The 2390-nt window shown below is 74.8% G+C and carries 2 protein-coding genes; both read left to right on the forward strand.

The genetic code is table 11. The features are described from left to right. Window positions 1-1814, forward strand: a 1814-nt coding sequence (locus B8460_RS13665) for an FAD-dependent oxidoreductase (RefSeq protein WP_048862162.1), incomplete at its 5' end; no start/stop codon positions are given. A gap of 41 nt (window positions 1815-1855) precedes the next feature. Continuing rightward, on the forward strand, window positions 1856-2390 hold a 535-nt coding region (locus B8460_RS13670; RefSeq protein ID WP_048862163.1), incomplete at its 3' end, for a class I SAM-dependent methyltransferase.

Consider the following 2390-nt stretch of genomic DNA (forward strand, 5'->3'; position numbering starts at 1 on the left):
ACCGCGCGGGCCTGATGGAGCCGGCCGCGCCGCTGCTCGACGCCGCCGCCGCCCTCGCGCCGCACCGGCGCATCACCGCCGCCGTGCACGACGCCGGGGCGCGGATGCTGCTGCAGATCCTGCACGCCGGGCGCTATGCCAAGCACCCGGACCTGCTGGCGCCGTCGCCGATCCGCGCGCCGATCAACCGTCACACCCCGCGCGCGATGACCGAGGCGGAGATCGCCGCCACCATCGACGCCTATGCCGCCTGCGCCGCGCGCGCGATGGAGGCGGGCTATGACGGCGTCGAGGTGATGGGCTCCGAGGGCTACCTCATCAACCAGTTCGCGGCACCCCGGACCAACGCGCGCGACGATCGCTGGGGCGGCAGCCTAAAGAACCGGCTGCGTTTCGCGGCGGAGGTGGTGCGCGCGGTGCGCGCGCGGCTCGGCGGCGGGATGCTGGTCTTCCGCATCTCCGCGATCGACCTCGTGGACGGCGGTGCGACGGCCGGGGAGATCGACGCCCTCGCCCGCCTCGCCGCCGATTGCGGCGCCGACGCCATCAACACCGGCATCGGCTGGCACGAGGCGCAGGTGCCGACCATCGCCTACACCGTGCCGCGCGGCGCCTGGCGCTTCGCCACGGCGCGGCTGAAGCGGGCGGTGGACATCCCCGTCATCGCGTCGAACCGCATCAGCACGCCGGGGCTGGGCGAGGCGATCCTGGCCGCCGGCGAGGCCGATCTGGTGTCGATGGCCCGCCCGCTGCTCGCCGATCCCGATTTCGTCGCCAAGGCGGCGTCGGGACAGGCGGACGACATCAACGTCTGCATCGCCTGCAACCAGGCCTGCCTCGATCATATCTTCTCCGATCGGTCGGCGAGCTGCCTCGTCAATCCGCGCGCCGGGCGGGAGATGGAGTTCGCGGTCACGCCGACCGCGCGGCCGCGCCGCATCGCCGTCGTCGGCGCCGGCGCCGCGGGTCTCGCCTGCGCCACCACCGCCGCCGAACGCGGCCATGCGGTGACGCTGTTCGAGGCGGGGCCGCGCATCGGCGGCCAGATGCTGCTGGCCCGTGCCGTGCCGGGGAAGCAGGAGTTCGACGAGCTGATCCGCCACTATGACGGCCGCATCGCGCGCCATGGCGTGGCGCTGCGCCTCGGCACGCGCGCGTCGCCGGAGATGCTCGCCGGCTACGACGCCGTGGTGCTGGCGAGCGGCGTGGTGCCGCGCCCGCTCGACCTGCCCGGCGCCGACCATCCCTCCGTCGCGAGCTATGCGGACATCCTCGCCGGGCGCGTGCGGGCCGGGCGGCGCGTCGTCATCCTCGGCGCGGGCGGCATCGGCTACGACGTCGCGGAGACCCTCAGCGGCCCGGACGCCGATGCCGGCGATGCCGAGGCCTTCTTTCGCGAATGGGGCGTGGCGCCGGCGATCGATCGCGCGGGCGGCATCGTGGACCCGCCGCCGCCGGAGGTCCCGCGCCAAGTGGTCATGCTGCAACGCTCGCCCGGCCGCCCCGGCGCGCGGCTCGGCGTCTCCACCGGCTGGATTCTCCGCCGGCGGCTGCAGCGGCGCGGCGTGCGCATCCTGACGGGCGTGACCTATGTCCGCATCGACGATGCCGGGCTGCATTGCGTCCTCGACGGCACGCCGCTGGTGCTGCCGGCCGACACCATCGTCGCATGCGTCGGACAGGAGCCGGAGGCGTCGCTGCTCGCCCCGCTCGCGGGGACGGAGACGCACGTGATCGGCGGCGCGCGGCTGGCGGCGGAACTCGACGCACGGCGGGCGATCGACGAGGGCACGCGGCTGGCCTGTCTGCTGTAGGGTGGCCGCGCGCCAGGGGGACTGGCGGGGAGAGCGCGGCTATGAACCTGTACGACCGCTACATCCTGCCGCCGCTGCTGCACTGGGTGATGCAGCAGGCGCCGCTGCGCGCCATGCGCACCCGCCTGCTCGCAGGGGCGGAGGGTCGCGTGCTGGAATACGGCGTCGGCTCCGGCCTGAATCTGCCGCTCTATGGCCCGGGCGTCACGGAGGTGATCGGCATCGACCCGTCCACGCCGCTGCTCGACCGGGCGCGGCGCGCGCAGGCCCGCATGCCCGTGACCCTGCTGGAAGGCTCGGCCGAGGCGGTGCCGCTCGATGCGCACAGCGTCGATACCGTCGTCACCACCTGGTCGCTCTGCACCATCCCCGACGCCGCCCGCGCCCTGTCGGAGGCGCGGCGCGTGCTGCGTCCCGGCGGCGCGCTGCTGTTCGTCGAGCACGGGCGCGCGCCCGAACCCGCCATCGCCCGGTGGCAGGACCGGCTCGACCCGTGGTGGGGGGCGGTCGCCGGCGGCTGTCACCTCAACCGGCCGATCGACGCGCTGATCGAGGCCGCCGGCTTCCGCATCGACG

The organism is Acidisphaera rubrifaciens HS-AP3 (genome assembly GCF_000964365.1).
Taxonomy (GTDB): Bacteria; Pseudomonadota; Alphaproteobacteria; order Acetobacterales; family Acetobacteraceae; genus Acidisphaera; species Acidisphaera rubrifaciens.